This is a genomic window from Amycolatopsis sp. NPDC004169, from assembly GCF_040610315.1.
GTDB lineage: Bacteria > Actinomycetota > Actinomycetes > Mycobacteriales > Pseudonocardiaceae > Amycolatopsis.
This window is the reverse complement of record NZ_JBEXMD010000032.1, coordinates 51,495-68,638: the sequence shown is the minus strand read 5'-3', so window position 1 is coordinate 68,638 and position 17,144 is coordinate 51,495. Positions and strand designations below refer to the sequence as shown.

Here is a 17,144-nt window from a genome sequence, read left to right as displayed (position 1 = left end):
GCCGATGACCGTCGTCGAGCCGTCGCCGGGGCTGAGGCCCACCCTGGCCGACGTGGCGCGGGAGGCCGGGGTCTCGATCGCCACGGCGTCCCGGGTGCTGAACGGCTTCCCGCGGGTCAGCCCGGAACGGCGCAAGCAAGTGGAGTCCGCGATGCTGTCGCTGGGCTACGCCCGGCAGCGGGCGGCGAAGGCGAGCAGCGCGCGGCACACCGGCTCGATCGCCCTGGTGGTGTGCGAGGAGGTGCCGCGGCTGTTCACCGACCCGTACTTCCCGCGGATCGCCGCGGGTGTGGGCCGGGAGCTGGCCGCGGTGGGGGTGCAGCTGGTGCTGCTCACCGTGCCGGCCACCGACGACTACCAGTCGCCGGTGGTCCGGTACCTCGACGGCGGGCACGTCGACGGCGCTCTCGTCGTCGGCATGCACGGCCGCCGCCCGCTCGACCTCGACTGGCTCGGCATCCCGGTGGTGTTCGGCGGGCGGCCGGGCCAGGCGGGCCGGACGGGCCGGCTGCCGTACGTGGACGCCGACAACCAGGGCGGCGCCCGGCTGGCGACCCAGCGGCTGCTCGACGGCGGCCGCCAGGTCGTGGCGACCGTCGCCGGGCCGCAGGACATGACCGCGGGCGCCGACCGGCTGCTCGGCTACCGGCAGGCGATGACACGGGCGGGCCGGTACGACGAGAGCCTGGTCGTGTGCGGTGACTTCGGGCAGGCGTCCGGCGAGTACGCCGCGTCCCGGCTGCTGAGCCGCCGCCCGGACGTCGACGGGATCTTCGCCGCCTCCGACATGATGGCGGTCGGGGCGCTGCGCGCGCTGCGCCGCGCGGGGCGGCGGGTGCCCGAGGACGTCGCGCTCGTCGGGTTCGACGACCTGCCGATCAGCTGCTGGACTGACCCGCCGCTGACCACCGTGCGCCAGCCGATCGAGGAGATGGGCGCGCGGATGACCGCCGAGCTGCTGGCGATGATCGACGGCGCGGCTCCGCGCCGCAGCACGGTGCTCGACACCGAGCTGGTGCCGCGGAAGTCGGCCTGATGCCCACCCGAGAACCGAGGAGGAATCGTGCGTGTGTTCGTCGTGGTGGCCGCGATGCTGGCGGCGGTCGTGGCCGGGGCGGTGCCGGCTGCGGCCGCGTCCGCTCCGCTGGTGAGCGCGGCTTCCGGCCGCTGCTTGAACGTCAAGGGTGGCACCGATGCGCCGGGGACGGCGTTGGAGATCCAGGACTGCTCCGGCCAGGCCGGGCAGGCGTACGAGTTCACCTCGGCGGGCGAGCTTCGGACGTTGAACGGTACCCGGTGCGTGGACGCCTACGGTGGGCGGACCGCGCCGGGGACTGCCGTGATCATCTGGTCCTGCAACGGTCAGGCCAACCAGCAGTGGCGACAGAACGGCGATGGGACGATCACCGGTGTCCAATCGGGACTGTGCCTCGACGTGACGGGCGCCGGGACGGCCAACGGTACCGCGGTCGAGCTGTGGACCTGCAACGGTCAGGGCAATCAGCAATGGAGTAGTGGGTCGACGCCGCCACCCCCGACCGGGACGGCGCCGTGCGACATCTACGCCTCCGGTGGGACGCCGTGCGTTGCGGCGCACAGCATGGTGCGGGCACTTTACGGTTCCTATGCGGGCAGCCTGTACCAGGTTCGGCGGTCGTCCGACAACACGAGCCGGAACATCGGGGTGCTGAAAGCCGGCGGCTCCGCCGATGCTGCTGCTCAGGATTCGTTCTGTGCCGGTACTTCGTGTGTCGTCACGGTGGTCTACGACCAGTCCGGGCGGGGGAACGACCTGTGGTACCAGGGATCCACCGTGGTTCCGGGGTCCAGCCAGAGCAGCCCGGCGAAGGCTGCTTCGGAGTCGCTCACCGTTGGCGGGTCGAAGGCGTATTCGCTGTACATCAACCCTGGTAACAGCTATTGGCGGGATGGGCACCTGACCGGGGTTCCGACCGGGAGTGCGCCCGAGGGGATGTACATGGTGACCAGCGGGACGCACGTCAACAGCGGCTGTTGCTTCGACTACGGGAACAGCGAGACGACTCGGAAAGCCGATGCGGCCGGTGCCATGGACGCGATCAACTTCGGGACCGAGTGCTGGTTCGGCGGGTGTTCCGGTGGGGGGCCTTGGGTGCAGGCCGACCTCGAGTGGGGGCTCTACCCGGGTGGTAGCCAGCAGTGGAATCCGAACCAGCGGGCTCTGCCGAGCAAGTTCGTCACGGCGATGCTGAAGAACAACGGCACTTCGCGGTTTGCGCTCAAGGGGAGCAACGCCCAGTCGGGGAGTCTCACGACCATGTGGGATGGGGGGCTGCCCAGCGGGTACAGCCCGATGAAGAAGCAGGGTGCGATCATTCTGGGCAGTGGCGGGGACTGCTGCAAGCCCGGTGGTGGGGCGAACCTGAGCGCGGGGACGTTCTACGAGGGTGCGATGGTCGCGGGATATCCCTCGGACGCGACGGAGAACGCGGTGCAGGCGAACGTGGTTGCTGCCGGGTATCGCTGAGCCCGCCGGAGCGGACGGGAAGGGGCTTTCCTCGCGGGGTGCCGCGGGGAAAGCCCCTTTTCGATGGCTTCACCACCCATGACACTCGGCGAACCGGTTCGCCTCCGTTCGGTCGATTGTCGCTGAATAGCCTGCGGCGTACTGTCCGTGGTGGTCGAACCGGTTCGACGATGGCTCGGCCCCGCCGTCCACCGCCAAAGGAGTCGTCTGTGGACCTCTCGTGTCCGCGGCCCCGTGCCCGTCGTGGCCTGGCCGCCTTCCTCGTTGCCGGTGCGCTGACCGGTGCCTCCGCCGTCGCCCTCGCCGAGCCGGCCCGAGCCGCTGACGAGTCGGTTTCCGTCGATTTCTCCGTCGCCGGCAGCTCGCCCACCTATCGGGCCTCCGGGTGGATCTACGGCATGACCGAGAACGCCGCGAACCCGCCCGACCACTTCTTCCGGGACGTGAACTTCCAGGCGATGCGGGCCGGCGGCGCGCAGCTCGACAGCCCGGGCGGCTGGGTGTCCGGCAAGTACGACCGGCGGTGGAACGCCACCCGCGCCCAGCTGCTGCGCACCCGTTCGCTCGGCGGGCAGTTCGTCCTGCTCGTGCACGATCTCTGGGGCGCGGACGGCTACCCGATCTCCCGGTTCCCCGGCGACAACGGTGACTGGTCCGACTACGACGCCTTCCTCACCCGCCTGATCAACGACGTGCGCGCGACCGGTGCCCCGGTGGAGTGGGACCTCTGGAACGAACCGAACATCACCACCTTCTGGAACCGGCCGCAGAGCCAGTACTTCGCCATGTGGCAGCGCGCCTACCAGCGCGTCCGTTCCGCCTTCCCCGCGCAGGCGATCGTCGGGCCGAGCCTGGCCGGGGTGCCCTCCACCGGTACGAGCTGGTGGACGCAGTACCTCGACTTCGTCCGCGGCTCGAACACGGTCCCCGACATCGTCAGCTGGCACTCACTTCCCGGGGATCCGGTGGCGAACGTCGCCGCGGCCGACTCGTCGCTCGGGGCGCGGGGGATTGCCCACCCGCGGCCCTACCAGATCAACGAGTACGGGGCCTCGAACGAACAGAATCCCGGTGATGGTTCCTGGTACATCGCCCGGCTCGAGCGGGCCGGGGCCGATGGGCTGCGGGCGAACTGGGCGAGCGGCGGGAACCTGCACAACGATCTCGGCAACCTGCTCGTCCGCAACTCCACCGGCCGGTACCTGCCCAAGGGCGAGTGGTGGGCCTACCGCTTCTACGGCTCGCAGACCGGCCAGATCGTCTCCTCGAAGCCCAGCCCGGCCTACGACCCGTTCGCCACGAAGGCCGCCGGAGTGGCCAAAGTCCTCGTCGGGGGTGGGGGCACCACCGGGAACGTCTCTGTCGCCCTGCAGCGGCTCGATGCCACCTCCGGCATCGTCCAGAACAACCAGGTGCGGATCGTCGTCCAGCAGATTCCGTTCAACGGTGGGGCCGCCGTGGCGGGGCCGGTGACCATCCGGGACTCGGTGGTGGCCGTCTCCGGCAACGCCGTCACCGTCACCGTCCCGCACGCCAGTGTCGACGACGCGCTCAGCGTCACCCTGCTGCCGCCGTCGGACGGCGGGTTCCAGACCGTGGCCGTCGCCCAGCATTCCCAGCAGTGCCTGGACAACACCGACCTGAGCACCGCCGACGGCAACCGGCAGCAGCAGGACTTCTGCGAAGGCGGTGCCCAGCAGCAGTGGAACTTCCGCCCGGTGCCCGGCGTCGCGGGCACCTACACCGTCGTCAACCAGCAGAGCGGCAAGTGCCTCGAGGTCGCCGGTGCCTCGGCCGACGACGGGGCCGCCGTCCAGCAGCGCACCTGCACCGACGGTGCGACGAACCAGCAGTTCGCGCCGCGGCGGGTCACCTACAGCGGCAACGACGTCCACGACTACCAGCTCGTCGCCCGGCACAGCGGCAAGTGCGTCGACGTCAGCGGGGTGTCCACCGCCGCCCGTGGTGCGGTGATCCAGTGGACGTGCAAGCCGGTCACCCAGAACAGCCCGCTCAACCAGACCTGGCGGCTGTGGGGCCGGGGACCGGCCTGACGCACTTCACGCACCCGGCCGGTTGCCGGTCGGGATGGTGATCGGGGTGGTCGTCGACGACGTCCCCTTGTTGAGGAACAGCATGGCGAGCGCGCGGACGAACTGATCGAAGACGTAGAAGCCGGCCGGGGCGATGGGCAGCAGGCCTTCCCGGAAAGCGATGTACGCGGGCCACCCGGTGCGGATCAGGGTGGCCGCCGCGTAGTCGCGGGGCAGGCCGAGCCAGTCGCCCACTTCGTTGCTGAGCACGTACCGGACGAACTCGTTGAGGAAACCGCGGGTCACGCCCAGGTCGATCTGCGCGGTCAGCCCGAGCAGGTCGGCCGCGAGTTCCTTGCCTTCGGGCGTGGGGGACAGCAGCGGGGTGAGCACCTGGGCGGACTGCGCGTCGGCCGCGGCCCACGTCTGCGGGACGAACTCGTCGCGGACGCCGAGCAGGTGGATGGCGACCTGCCACTGGTGCAGGAAGGCGTCCTCGTCCGCGGCCGACATCGGGACGTGCCACTCGCGCAGCTTCCGGTGCACGAAGGTGCCGAGGCTGTGGAAGGTGACCAGGATGTCGCCGTTGCTGATCGGGATCCGCTCGTCGGCGACGGCCCGCCAGTGCGGCGACTGCGGCAGCAGGTGCCGCACGGCCGCGTGCACCAGGCGCGTCTTGTTGGCCGTGACGACGAACTGGCCCGAGGGCTCGAACGCGCCGAGCTCGCTCAGGTCGTAGCCGAAGGTGAACGTCTTTGCGGCGCGGTCCTGCATGTTCGCGCCGCCTGCGGACCAGTAGACCGACCGGGCCTCCCGCGGGATGACCGTGCTCATGATGCCGCTGCCCAGGCCGTAGAGCAGGAACAGGTAGGTGTCCTTGCGCCGGTTGAAGTCGGCGGCGCGGCGCAGCTTGACCGGGTCGGCCCAGGACGGCAGCCGGTTGGCCCGCTGCAGCCAGCCGGTGAGGTCCGCGGGCAGGCCGGCCGGCAGCGGGTCGGCGTTGTTCACCCAGCTCCGCAGCGCGGTGTTGACTGCGGGCACCCCGCCGCCGTCGACGAGCCCGGCCAGCAGGGTGTCGACTTCGTCGTCCCAGACCCACCACGGGTCGGCGCTCGCGGCCCAGGCCGGGACGGCGCTCGCCGCGCTCGCCAGACCGAGCGCGACACCGAGGGAGAGAACGTTCCTCCTGCTGAGATTGCTCATTCACTTACCTAGCTTCCTTGATAGGTAATGGGCTCTTCGAGAGGAGATTCCTGATTAACATAGAAGGTGACTCGCGCGTCGGCAAGACCCGGCTGGCCTGTGGTTGACTGAGCTCATGGCCCGACTTCCGCACCCCTCAGCCCGGTGACCGCCGAGCCGGCCGCGGCCGTCCGGCCCCGCAACCGCAGGCAGCTCATCGTCGAGGCGGGCGCCGCGGTGTTCAGCGAGCGCGGCTACCACGCGGCGTCGATGGAGGAGATCGCGGCGCGCGTGGGCATCACCGCCGCCGCGCTGTACCGGCACTTCCCGAACAAGTACGCGCTGTTCGCCGAGTGCGCGAACGTCATGGCGGACCGGCTCGTCGCCGCGCTCGCCGAAGTGCCCGCGGACGCGTCACTGGCGGAGGTCTTCGGCGCCGTCACCACGGTCACCGTCGCGCACCGGGAGACCGGCGGCGTGTACCGCTGGGAGGCCCGCTACCTCGAACGCGAGGACAGGCGGCTGCTCGCGGGCAAGTTCGCGCACGTCGTCGAGCGCGTGGCGGAAGCGGTGCGGCGCGAGCACCCGGGGCCCGGCGAGCACCTGCGGGCCGTCGGGGCGCTGGGGGCGATCGGGTCCGTCACGACCCACCACAACGCGATCGCGCCGCGCCGGGTCGGGGAATTGCTGCGCGCGGCGGCCCTGCGCGTGGCCGCCACCGGCCCCGTCACCGCGGCCGCGCCCGCGGTGGAGATCCCCGCCCCGCCGGTGCCCCGGACCCGGCGTTCGGAGATCCTCGCCGCCGCTGTCCCGTTGTTCGAACGGGACGGGTTCGCGACCGTGACGAACGGCCGGATCGCCGAGGCGGTGGGGTTGGTCCCGTCGGCGCTCTACCGTTACTTCCCGGGCAAGGCCGACATCCTGGCGGCAGCCTGCCTGCAGGCGGCCGGCCTGCTGGCCCAGGCGGTCGAGCACAACCTCCGCGGCACGACCGGCCCGCACGACGCCCTGAACGCGTTGACGGCGACGTACGTGGCGTACAGCTTCGAGCACAGCGCCCTCAACAGCGTGGCCAACGCCGAAATCGCCGGCCTGCCGGACGCGCTGCGCCGCCCGCTGGTGGCGGCGCAGCGCGAGCACATCGCGGTGTGGGAGCAGCACCTGCGCGAAGCCCGCCCGGACCTCGACGCGCGCCAGGCCCGGGTGCTGGTGCACGCGGGCTTCGGCGTGGTGGTCGAGGCCGGCCGCCGGCTGCGGTGGGCGGACCGGCCCGAGCACCGCACCGCGGTGGCGGCCCTGCTGGTGAGCGCGCTCGGGTTGTGAGGCTTCAGCAGGGCAACATCCCGCTGCGCAGCGCGTGACCGCCGTCGTTGCCGTCGTCGGCCCAGACGACCGTGCGGTGCCCGGCGGCGCAGGCGGGGGAGATGGCGAACCCTTCGTTGTTGTAGTTCGGCATCTTCGCCGGGCGCGCGTAGGTCGCCGCGACGGCGAACTTGCCGCCGCTCAGCCGCAACGTCGCCGTCTTGCCGGAGCAGGTGTCGTCGCAGACGGACCAGAGGCTGCCCGTCGCCGGGTCGAACTCCAGCTCCATGACCTTCGGGAAGCCGCTGGAGAAGGACGCCACCCTGCTGAACCCGCCGCCGGCCCGGTCGAGGGCGTAGGCGTAGACCTTGCCGGTGTCCTCGAGGCCGACGAAGTAGAGGCCGGTCCCGTGGCCGGGGTAGCGGGCCGGGTCGTAGGCGGCTTGGGTGCGGTCGTCGCGGAAGCCGCCGGCGGTCAGGAAGCTGTCCGGGATCCAGGAAATGCCTTCGAAGCCCCCGTTGTCGTCGACGGCGGGCAAGTCGTCGGTGAGGTCCCATTCGGCGGCGGCGTCGAGGGCGCCGGAGGTCGATCCCGGGGCGTACCGCAGGACTTTCAGCAGGCTGCCGTCGCCGTCGTTGTCGCGCTCGGTGGCGACGAGCACGCCGTCGGGTGTGCGGACGACCCCTTCGGCGTCCGGGTCGCCTTCGCCGTTCCGGTAGCGCAGCGGCCAGTTGCCGGCGGGCCGCCAGCCGCTGCCGTCGCGGACGAGCCGGTAGAGGGTGCCCGGGCCGTTCTTGACCGCCCACAGCACGTCGGGGCCGTCGAAGGAGAGCCCGCTGACGTTGTCGCCGAGCACCCCGGCGGGATCGGCGACCGCGACGGCCGGATCACCGGGCCATTTCTGCGTGGTGGCGGCTTCCGCGCTGCCGACGGGCAGGGCGAGAAGGACAGCGGTGAGGCAGAGGAGGGAACGCACGTCGTGCTCCTGTGGGTCGAAGGGGCAACGCGGCGTTGCTTCGGACTGTACCGAGCCGATCACCCGGCGGGCAACCTGGTCTCGCACCGCACTTGCGGCGCGGCCTCGGTCCCGGCGGCCACGCAGTCGACGACCCGGCCGGGGGCGGGCACGGGGTAGCTGAAGACGATCGCGCCGTCGCCGTCCGTCCCGGCCGAGAACTTGACCACCGTGTGCCGGCGGGTTCCGTTGCCGTGCAACGTCTTCGAGTAGTACGTGGTGTGCGGCCCGATCGCCGTGCTCGTGCCTTCGCCGTCGTCGTCGAGTTCGTGGACGGTGAGCACGTAATCCCCGGTGGTGTACTTGCCTTCGCCGGGGTGACCGGCGTCGGCGGGGGTCGCGCCGGTGACCTCGGGCGAGACGGGATCGGCGGCGGTGGCCATCACGGTGGCCCCGACGGCCACCACCGCCACCCCGGCCACGGCCGCGGCGATGACGACCCGCTTGGCGGTGAACTCCATGGTCCCTCCTCCCACCCGGTGATCAAGCTAGGGCGGGGAAGGGCCTGGTCACCTCGGCCGAAGGGGCGGTTCCGGGGCTGCTGCCTCGTCCTTTCGGCCGATGCCCGGCGGTGCGTCGCGTCGGCCGGTCAGGCTCCGCGGCACCCGGCCGGCCTGAGCGCGGTCACGCCCGCGCCCGCCGCCACACCGCCAGCGCCGTTGCGGCCAACGCGCCTCCCGCGGCCGCGACCACGCCGTGGTGCCGGCTCGCCCACAGCTGCGCACTCCGCGCTGTCGCCTGCTCGTCGAACCGGCCGTGCGCCCCGAAATCCCGCTCGCGGTCCGCCGGTGACCACAGGTTCTCCGGCTGGTCCGGCGGTTTCTTCGTGCCGGTCTGCTGGGATCGGTAGCCGGTCCGGGCGAGGTACCGGTCGAGGACACCCGGCGCGACGGCGTTCGCGAGCAACGTCCCGACCGTGCTCCCGCCGACCCAGTACTCCCGGCGGCGCGGGTGGCCCGCCGCGTGCACGACGGCCCGAGCCGCCACCTCCGGCTGGTAGATCGGCGGCACCGGCTGGGCCTGGTCCGGCAGCTTCGACCGGACCCACGAGAACTGCGGCGTGTTCATCGCCGGCATCTGCACCATCGTCGTGCGGACGTGGCTGCGCTCGTGCAGGAGCTCGCAGCGCAGGGCCTCGTTGAAGCCCTGGATCGCGTGCTTCGCGCCGCAATAGGCGCTCTGCAACGGGATTCCGCGGTACGCCAGCGCCGAACCGACCTGCACGATCGTGCCGCGGTCGCGCGGCTTCATCCGGCGCAGCGCCGCCATCGTGCCGTGGACGTACCCGAGGTAGCTCACCTCGGTGACGCGGCGGAACTCGTCCGGCTCGATCTCGGTGAAGGGCGCGAACACCGACGTGAAGGCCACGTTCACCCACACGTCGATCGGGCCGAGTTCCGCCTCGGTCCGGGCGGCGGCGGCCTCGACCTGGTCGAAGTCGGCGACGTCGGTGGGAATGGCCAGGGCCGTCCCGCCGAGGCGGGTGACGTCCTCCGCCGCCGCTTCGAGCCCTTCCTTCCCGCGGGCCAGCAGCGCCACCCGGTCCTGGCGGGCGCCGAACGCCCGCGCGACGGCGCGGCCGATGCCCCCGCTGGCCCCGGTCACCACGACGACCTGACTCATGATTACCTCCGCTTCCCCGGGCGGGCCGTGCGGCACCATGCCGCCGCGCCCACCGCGCTCACCAGCGCTGCACCCCGCCACCGCGGGGTCACCGCCGCCAGGCCGAGCATGCTCACGCCGTGCGCCACGTCGATCGTCCAGCCCCGGCGGGCGACCAGGCCGTCCGGCCGCCGCAGGACGGCCGCCGCCTGGACCAGGTGACGGATTCCCAGCGCCAGTGCCACCTTCCGCGGGACCGGCAGGGAGCGCGACAGCACCACGAGCCCGGCGCCCCACACCGCCCGCGCCACCGCACCACCGCGGCACCCGCCGATCCTCGTCACCGGTTCTTCCCGGGCAGGAACTCCTGCAGCTTCGTCTTCACGCCCTGTGCGACGAGGTGGAACGCGTCCGGGTCGCCCTTGAGCACGGCCTGGGCGGCCGACTTCACCTGCTCGAACGTGGCGTGCGGCGGGATCGGCGGCACGTCCGGGTCGCAGCGGACGTCCAGCACCGCCGGCTTGCGCGCGGTGAGCACCGTGTCCCAGGCCGAGGCCAGCTGGTCCGGCTTGTCGACCGTCACGGCCGCGAGGCCCAGCGACAGGGCGAAACCGGCGTAGTCCACGTCCGGCAGCGTCTGGGATTCCTCGAACTTCGGGGCGCCGCCCATCGCGCGCAGCTCCCACGTCACCTGGTTGAGGTCGTTGTTGTGGAAGACGCAGACCACGCACCGCGAGTCGCTCCACAGGTGCTGGTAGCGGGCGATGGTGATCAGCTCGGCGAGGCCGTTCATCTGCATGGCGCCGTCGCCGACGAGGGCGATCACCGGCCGGTCCGGGTGGGCGAACTTGGCGCCGATCGCGTACGGCACGCCCGGGCCCATCGTGGCCAGCGTGCCGGACAGCGACCCGCGGATCTCGCCGCGGATGCGCAGGTTGCGGGCGTACCAGTTGGTCGAGGAACCGGAGTCCGCGGTGACGATGGCGTCCTCCGGGATCCGCTTCGACAGCTCCGACACGATCGCCATCGGGTTCACCGGCTGCGCGTCGACCGCCGCTTCCTTCTCGACGGTGTCCCACCAGGAGGCGACGTTCTTCTCGATCGTCTCCCGCCAGGACCGGTCCGGCTTGCTCGCCAGCTTCGGCAGCAGCGCACGCAGCGTGGCCGCGCTGTCCCCGACCAGGTTGACCTCGGTCGGGTAGCGCATCCCGATGAGCCGGCCGTCGAGGTCGATCTGCACCGCGCGGGCCTGGCCGAAGTCCGGCAGGAACTGGCTGTACGGGAAGTTCGAGCCGACGATCAGCAGTGTGTCGCAGTCGCGCATCAGCTCGTAGCTCGGCCGGGTGCCGAGCAACCCGATCGAGCCGGTCACCCACGGCAGGTCGTCGGGCAGCACGTCCTTGCCCAGCAACGCCTTCGCCACGCCGGCACCGGTGACTTCGGCGACCTGGCGGACCTCCTCGGCCGCCCCGCGCGCGCCCTGCCCGACCAGGATGGCGACCTTTTCACCCGCGTTGAGCACCTCGGCCGCCGCGTCGATCTCCGCCTCGGACGGCACCGGACGGGACCACGCCGTGCCCGGCGGGCTGGACGGCACTTGCTTGAACGCGTGCTGCGGCGGCGAGTACGGCTCCTCCTGCAGGTCGGCGGGGATGATCAGGGCGGTCGGGCAGCGCGACGCCTCGGCGATCCGGATCGCCCGGTCCAGCGCGTTCGGCAGCTGCTCGGCGACGTTGACCTCGACGAGGTATTCGCTCGCGACGTCCTTGTAGAGCGCCTGCAGGTCGACTTCCTGCTGGTAGCTGCCGCCCATCGCGCTGCGCGCGGTCTGGCCGACGATCGCCACCACCGGCACGTGGTCGAGCTTGGCGTCGTAGAGGCCGTTGAGCAGGTGGATCGCGCCCGGGCCGGAGGTGGCCATGCAGACCCCGACCTTGCCGCTGAACTTCGCGTAGCCGACCGCGGCGAAGGCCGCCATCTCCTCGTGCCGGGTCTGCACGAAGCGGGGCTGGTTGTCCGCCTTGCCGAACGAGGCGACGAGGCCGTTGATCCCGTCGCCGGGGTAGGCGAAGACCTGGTCCACGCCCCACTCGCGCAGGCGCTGGAGCAGGTGGTCACCGACTGTCTGGCTCATGAGTACTCCCTTGGGCGTGCGGTGCGGCTTCGGTGAGCGCCTCGTGCACCCGGCGGGCCACCACGGCGGGCCGGGGCCGCGCCGGCTCGGGCCACCGGGCCAGCACCGCGGGCGGTTCCGCGCAGTCCGGCTCCACGGCCAGGCACCACCCGCGGCCGTCGGTCCACGACAGCATGAGGAAGCGGCCCGCGTGCCGGGCGGCGAGGGCGATGTAGGCGGTCGAGGGACTGCCGCACTCGCTCCAGGACGCGGCCGGCTCGACCCGCAGCAGCTCGGCGACGGTCTCGACGTAGTCGCGCAGGGCCGACGCCTCGACGTGCCCGGGTTCCGGTTTCACCGGCGCGGACGCCTCCTTCCGTGGTCGCTCACGAAGGCGCGTACCCGCTTTCCTCGTCGATCATGCTTGCCGAGCCGGTTCCGGCGAGCGTCGACGAGGAGGTGGCGCGGTGAAGCTGGGCCTGCTGCCGGCGGACCTGCGCCCCCTTCACCGCCGCGCGGCGGGGCGTCGCTCGACCAGGGCGCACAGGCGGCGAAGGAGACCGAGCCGGCCCGCGGACGCTGCGGCAGCTGAAGTGGACGAACGCGACGCCCAAGGTGCTCTCGCCGCAGATCCTGACCGGCTAGGTCGGCCGCGGGGCGCCCGGGTACCGCGTGATCATGCGCCAGGCCGACCGGCGAGGAGCGCTCCGCCTGCCCGCAGGGCCCGCCCTCCCTGGGGGACCGTCCCCGCTCCAGCGTATCGACCCGCCCCGACGAAAATTCCCCCGAAACAACCGCTCGCCCCGGCCTGTCCACAACCCGGCCGAGATGGGGACAACCGGCGATAGCTCCTCAGGCACCCCCTTGCGGCTCCCGGTGGTGGCGCTCGGCGACCTGCTGCAGGAAAGTCAGCGGGTCCTCGCCGAGGCGGGTGCGGGTCCGGTGGCGGACCACCGCCGTCACCACGGCCGCCGCCACCGCCCAGGCGGCGACGACCAGCACCACCGCCGGGGCCGGCAGCACCCGGCTCAGCAACGCGAGGTTCACCGTCGCCGCCAGGGCCGCCACCCGGGCCAGTGTGAAGTACCAGTGCCGGGACCCGGTCGCGAAGACGCGCGTCCCGGCCAGGTAGATCGCCAGGCCCGCCGTCGTGAACCAGGTCGCCGTGGGCGGTGGGGACTCGTGCAGGGACAGGTTCACCCCGGCCGCCATCAGCAGCAACGCGAAGGCCGGCGGCAGGTGCCCGCCCGCGTACAGCGAATACGCCAACGCCGGGTTGCCGCCCGAAAAGCCGAGCATGCGCTCGTAGATCTCCACCGCGGAGGAGAAGTACACCCACCACAGTGCCCCCGCCAGGACGAGCCCGCCGGCCAGGGCCAGCCAGTACCCCAGGTCGTCGGCCGGCCGTTCGAGCGCCGCCGTGCCGACCGTGATCACCAGCTCGCCGAGCAGCAGGATCATGAACAGCCCGAACCGTTCGGCGAGGTGCGCCGAGTCGATCGCCAGGTTCGGGTCGCGCGGCGGGGAGAGCAAGGTCCGCCACCGCGCCGCCCGGGTGGGCCGTTCACCGCGGTGCCGTTCGCGGCGGCGGTCGTCGAGCAGGAGGAACCCGGCCTCCTGCACCAGCGCGAACGCCCACAGCAGCAGCCCGTAGCGCGGCAGCACCGCCGACACGCCGAACAGGACGGCCGAGAACGCGTAGCCCCAGCTGAACCGCTGCTGGCCGCGCGAGTCGCGGGGCCAGCGGTGGGCCGCCGCCAGGACGAGCCGGACGCCGGCCATCGCCGCGGCGAAGATCTCTGCGTGCCCCTCGAAGACGTGGTGCGCCTGCGTCGCGGCGATCCCGCAGGGGATCGTGCCGGCGAGCACGAACAGCCGGTCGGCGACCCGGCTGTCGTCGCCGCGGCGGTTGTACAGGACGGCGAAGCCGATCCACGTCCACCAGAGCGTCGCGAACAACCCGAGCGCCGCGGCGGCGCGCGCCCAGTGCGGGTCCGCGACGACGCCGTGCGCCACCTGTCCCACCGCGAAAACGAAGACGAGGTCGAAGTACAGCTCGACCCACCCGACCCGCTTGCCGCCCCGTTCGTCCACTTCGGTCACGGCGGCGATTCTGCCGGGTGCCGGGCCGTGAGTTCCACCCGGGCACTCGCGGGAATTAATAACCCACTGTTCGAACGGCGGCCGAATTCGTCCCGGTGACTGCTGAGGGTAATTCTGCCGACAGTGCGCAGGAGAATTCCGGCTACCCCCAAGTAGCCGCCGGAGCTGCGGCAACACCCTTGAACGGTGTGCAACCAGCGACCGCGGGAACACTATGTGTGAACTGCGGGAGCGCTTTCGAAATAATTTCACCCTCGCGTTCCGAAACGCCGCTGTGCAGGGTTGACAAGCACGCAGGGGGTGATGTTCTCTGCTGTTCGGTTCGATCAACGCCACGTCGTGCCCGGTCCGGGAGCCGGGCATCCGGTTCTCCTCCGGCGTCCGTGATCGGCACTGGGGCCCTCGTCCTGACCGAGTTCTGTCCGAGTTCGACGTCAGCCGTCCGCGCGGCTGGGAATCGAGCGATTCCGCCATGCACGAAAGCAGAGCCACGCCCCGCCGCCCGGCGGACGCCGCGTGGTGGCCGGCGCACTGGAGCGTCCGCACCAAGATCAGCGTCGTCCTGCTGCTGCCGGTCCTGGTCGCGGTGGCGCTCGCGGAAATCCGGATCCAGGGCGAACTCGACCGGGCCACCGCGCTCAGCGCGGCCCGCGACCGGCTGCCGGTGCTGCACGACACGATCGACCTCACCGCGTCGCTGGGCGAGGAAATGGTCGCCGCGGTCGCCGTCCCGGCCGGGGCGCCGGACACGTTGACCGCGGCCGTCGACGCGAAGGTGGCGGCGGTCCAGCGCGACACCGGTTTCGCGCCGCTGCCCGGCGACACCGGCCGGGCGCTCAACACCGCGCTGGGCAAGCTCGCCGGGATCCGCGCCGCCGGGGCCGGCGGGGGCGACGTCCGCACGAAGGCCGCCGGCTACAACGACATCATCAGCACCCTCGGCGACCTCGTGCCCGCGATCGTCTCCGCCGACGCCGGCAACGCCGAGACCACGCGGCTGCTGGTGCACCTGCGCGGCGAGCTGGCCACCGAGGAGACCTACCGGCGGGCCGCGCAGGCCAGCCCCGACGACGCGTCGCTGCGCCCGGCCGTCATCCAGACCACCGCCGAGCAGGAAGTCCTCGCCGAGCAGGTGGAACACCAGCTGACCGGCGGCCCGCTGGCCCGGTTCACCGCGGCGGCCGAGGGCGCCGAAGGCCGGCTCGACGCCCTGCAGGAGTCGGGCGGTGGCCGCCCGCTCGCGGCGTTGCTGCCCTCGATCACCGCCGAGACGACCGGCGTGACGGCCGTGCTCGGGGAGGTTTCGGCGAAGCTGGCGGACGACGTTTCGGCCGCGGCCGACCGCGCCCGGTCCGACTCGCTGCGCGACACCGCGCTGGTCCTCGGCGCGCTGCTCGGTGCGCTCGCGATCGCGCTGCTGGTGGTGCGGTCGCTGGTCACCCCGGTGCGCCGGCTGCGCGCGGAGGCCCTGCGCGCGGCGAACGAGCAGCTGCCGTCGACCGTCCGGCAGATCCGCGAAGGCCACGACGTCGATTGGCGGGCGGTGCCCGGCTCCGGCGTGCGGACCGACGAGGAGATCGGCCAGCTGGCGCGCGCGTTCGACGACATGCACCGCCAGGCGGTGCGGCTGGCCGTGGAGCAGGCCGAGCTGCGCAAGCAGGTCAGCGAGATGTTCATGACGCTGTCGCGGCGGAGCCAGTCGCTGGTCGAGCAGCAGCTGTCGATCATCGAGGACCTCGAGGCGGGGGAGCAGAACCCGCGCCGGCTCGACGAGCTGTTCCGCATCGACCACATCGCGACCCGGCTGCGCCGCAACGGCGAGAACCTGCACGTCCTGGCGGGCGGCCGCCCGGTCCGCCACGGCCGCGAACCGGTGCCGACGCGCGACCTGCTGCGCGCGGCGACGTCGGAGGTCAAGGACTACCGGCGGGTGGCGCTGGGCAACGCCCCGCGCAGCTCGGTGCAGCCGGAGGCGGCCGCGGATGTGGTGCACATCCTGGCGGAGCTGCTGGAGAACGCGACCCGGTTCTCCCCGCCGGAGCAGAAGGTGGCGCTGACGGCCGACCGCGGCGCCGACGGCGGCCTGCTCATCGAGGTGGTCGACCAGGGCCTCGGCATGACCCCGCAGGAGCTGGCCACGGTGAACGACCGCCTGGCGGCGGCCGGCACGGTCGGCCCGGAGACGACCCGCCGGATGGGGCTGTTCGTGGTCGGCAGGCTCGCGGCCCTGCACGGGGTGACGGTCCGGTTGCGCGCCACGGGAACGGCGGCCCGCCACGCGGGGGTGACGGCGAGCGTCCACGTCCCGGGCGCCCTGGTGATCGCGGACCTGGCCCGCCCGATCGGCGCGGGCCGCCTGACCCCGGCGGCGGCGCGCGCGGCCCAGCGCCCACCGGAGGTGCCGGCACAGGCATCGACGCCGATCTTCGAGCAGGTGGTGACGAGCTGGTTCACCGAGCCGGCGGCCAAACCGGCGGTGCGGCGCAACGGAACGACGGTGAAGTGGCCGGCGGTGGGGCACGGGCCTTCGGGCGAGCTGCCGCGGTACGCCGGGGTGGACCGCACGGACAGCCCCACTGTGGACCGCGGGCCTTCGGGTCACGCCGGAGCTGCCGGCACCGAGAGCCCGGCGGAATCTCCGGGCGGGGCGGGCCGGTCGGTTGCGGCGCACCGGGCCGAGGAGGCCGAGCCGTCGGAAGCGGGGTGGTCCGGTCAGCTCGAGACTCCCGCGGCACACCGAGCCCCCGAGGCGGGGGACTCCGCGACGCAGGAAGAAGCCGGGCAGGTGGCGAGGATCGAAGCGGCCCCTGCGCCGGCCGCCGGGCCCTCTGCGGCAGAACCGGCCGAAACCGCGGCCCGCCCCGACCCGACCGCGTCCCCGGCCTCCGCCGAAACCGCGAACAACCCCGACCGACCGGCGCCCACCCGGTCCGAACCGGTGGCCGTCGGCGACTGGGACACCCCCGCCGACCGGACCCGGCGGGCCGCCGAAAGCGCTCTCGAGCCCGCCCCCGCCCAGCGGCTCACCGATGCCGGGCTGCCCACGCGGCGGCCCGGGGCGCAGCTCGCCCCCGGTGCCGTCGTCCCCCGCGTCCGGGAACAGACCGGCGGCAGCTTCCGCGACGCCGCCGCCGTGCGCAGCAGTCTCTCGCGGCACTACCAGGGCATGCGCGCCGCCCGCCTGGAAACCGCCGCGCGCGCCGAACAACCCCGGAAGGACGAAGTGGACCCGCGATGACGGAACTGCACCACCGGCGCGCCGCCGGCGAACAGGCGGCTCGCCCCTTC

13 protein-coding genes are annotated in these 17,144 nt (G+C 72.6%); 5 read left to right on the top strand and 8 right to left on the bottom strand.

All coding sequences use genetic code 11. The features are described 5' to 3' along the window. The first annotated feature begins 4 nt into the window (after positions 1 to 4). From ABZX11_RS33645 to ABZX11_RS33635, 3 genes are all read left to right on the top strand, one after another. Entirely contained in the window at positions 5 to 1,036 is a 1,032-nt protein-coding gene (locus ABZX11_RS33645) for a LacI family DNA-binding transcriptional regulator (RefSeq protein ID WP_354920664.1), read from the top strand. 27 nt (positions 1,037 to 1,063) lie between these two features. Continuing rightward, positions 1,064 to 2,506 carry an arabinofuranosidase catalytic domain-containing protein gene (locus ABZX11_RS33640; protein ID WP_217709547.1) on the top strand — a complete coding sequence of 481 codons (1,443 nt, stop codon included), beginning with the start codon at positions 1,064 to 1,066 and terminating at the stop codon, positions 2,504 to 2,506. A gap of 209 nt (positions 2,507 to 2,715) precedes the next feature. Continuing rightward, positions 2,716 to 4,560: an RICIN domain-containing protein gene (locus ABZX11_RS33635; protein WP_354920661.1), complete on the top strand. Its 1,845-nt coding sequence runs from the start codon at positions 2,716 to 2,718 to the stop codon at positions 4,558 to 4,560. 6 nt (positions 4,561 to 4,566) lie between these two features. Here the strand turns inward: ABZX11_RS33635 and ABZX11_RS33630 are convergent, their stop codons facing one another. Further along, positions 4,567 to 5,742 (bottom strand): oxygenase MpaB family protein, encoded by a 1,176-nt coding sequence (locus ABZX11_RS33630; protein WP_354920658.1) that lies wholly within the window; start codon positions 5,740 to 5,742, stop codon positions 4,567 to 4,569. A gap of 144 nt (positions 5,743 to 5,886) precedes the next feature. Here ABZX11_RS33630 and ABZX11_RS33625 point away from each other — a divergent pair, with 144 nt between their 5' ends. Continuing rightward, positions 5,887 to 7,044, top strand: coding sequence for a TetR/AcrR family transcriptional regulator (locus ABZX11_RS33625; RefSeq protein ID WP_354920655.1), 1,158 nt, complete (start codon positions 5,887 to 5,889; stop codon positions 7,042 to 7,044). Positions 7,045 to 7,048: 4 nt separating this feature from the next. Here the strand turns inward: ABZX11_RS33625 and ABZX11_RS33620 are convergent, their stop codons facing one another. The 7 genes from ABZX11_RS33620 to ABZX11_RS33590 form a co-directional block, all read right to left on the bottom strand. Next, the gene (locus ABZX11_RS33620; protein ID WP_354920652.1) at positions 7,049 to 7,999 is read right to left on the bottom strand and encodes an esterase-like activity of phytase family protein; all 951 of its coding nucleotides are present in this window, start codon (positions 7,997 to 7,999) and stop codon (positions 7,049 to 7,051) included. A gap of 59 nt (positions 8,000 to 8,058) precedes the next feature. Then, entirely contained in the window at positions 8,059 to 8,499 is a 441-nt protein-coding gene (locus ABZX11_RS33615; protein ID WP_354920649.1) for a hypothetical protein, read from the bottom strand. 163 nt (positions 8,500 to 8,662) lie between these two features. Then, on the bottom strand, positions 8,663 to 9,661 hold the full coding sequence (locus ABZX11_RS33610; RefSeq protein ID WP_354920646.1) for an SDR family oxidoreductase: 999 nt from the start codon (positions 9,659 to 9,661) through the stop codon (positions 8,663 to 8,665). 2 nt (positions 9,662 to 9,663) lie between these two features. Beyond that, positions 9,664 to 9,984 carry a hypothetical protein gene (locus ABZX11_RS33605; protein WP_354920643.1) on the bottom strand — a complete coding sequence of 107 codons (321 nt, stop codon included), beginning with the start codon at positions 9,982 to 9,984 and terminating at the stop codon, positions 9,664 to 9,666. Next, positions 9,981 to 11,774 carry a thiamine pyrophosphate-requiring protein gene (locus tag ABZX11_RS33600; RefSeq protein ID WP_354920640.1) on the bottom strand — a complete coding sequence of 598 codons (1,794 nt, stop codon included), beginning with the start codon at positions 11,772 to 11,774 and terminating at the stop codon, positions 9,981 to 9,983. Before ABZX11_RS33600 ends, ABZX11_RS33605 begins: the two co-directional genes overlap by 4 nt. Further along, positions 11,755 to 12,111: a DUF6292 family protein gene (locus tag ABZX11_RS33595; RefSeq protein WP_354920637.1), complete on the bottom strand. Its 357-nt coding sequence runs from the start codon at positions 12,109 to 12,111 to the stop codon at positions 11,755 to 11,757. The genes ABZX11_RS33600 and ABZX11_RS33595 overlap by 20 nt, the downstream gene beginning before the upstream one ends. 494 nt (positions 12,112 to 12,605) lie before the next feature. After that, a complete protein-coding gene (locus ABZX11_RS33590) occupies positions 12,606 to 13,856 on the bottom strand; it encodes a low temperature requirement protein A (RefSeq protein ID WP_354920634.1) in 1,251 nt (416 codons plus the stop codon). A gap of 472 nt (positions 13,857 to 14,328) precedes the next feature. Here ABZX11_RS33590 and ABZX11_RS33585 point away from each other — a divergent pair, with 472 nt between their 5' ends. Next, positions 14,329 to 17,094: an ATP-binding protein gene (locus ABZX11_RS33585; RefSeq protein WP_354920631.1), complete on the top strand. Its 2,766-nt coding sequence runs from the start codon at positions 14,329 to 14,331 to the stop codon at positions 17,092 to 17,094. Positions 17,095 to 17,144: the final 50 nt, after the last annotated feature.